1 protein-coding gene is annotated in these 224 nt (G+C 57.6%); it reads left to right on the top strand.

The features are described 5' to 3' along the window. Positions 1-3: 3 nt before the first annotated feature. The coding region (locus tag NW835_RS08250; RefSeq protein WP_414415024.1) for a zinc ribbon domain-containing protein at positions 4-224 on the top strand (221 nt) is incomplete at its 3' end.

Genomic DNA, 224 nt, shown 5'->3' on the forward strand with positions numbered 1-224 from the left:
GTCTTGTTTCTTCCTACACAAACCCTCAAGCCGTCTCAGCGCTGTCCGCAGTGTGGTGCTGTTCACAAGGAGTGGGCAGAGCTAAGTAACCGCTATCATGTCTGCCCTGCCTGTGGTTTTGCGACACCGCGGGACAGGGGGACGGTGATGGTACTGTACAACGTTGCCGTTAATCGGCAACCGGGGCTGGGAACCCGCCTCGTGAGTCTTGGATGCTTCAGCTC

Source organism: Synechococcus sp. OH2 (assembly GCF_047462155.1).
Lineage (GTDB): Bacteria > Cyanobacteriota > Cyanobacteriia > Thermostichales > Thermostichaceae > Thermostichus.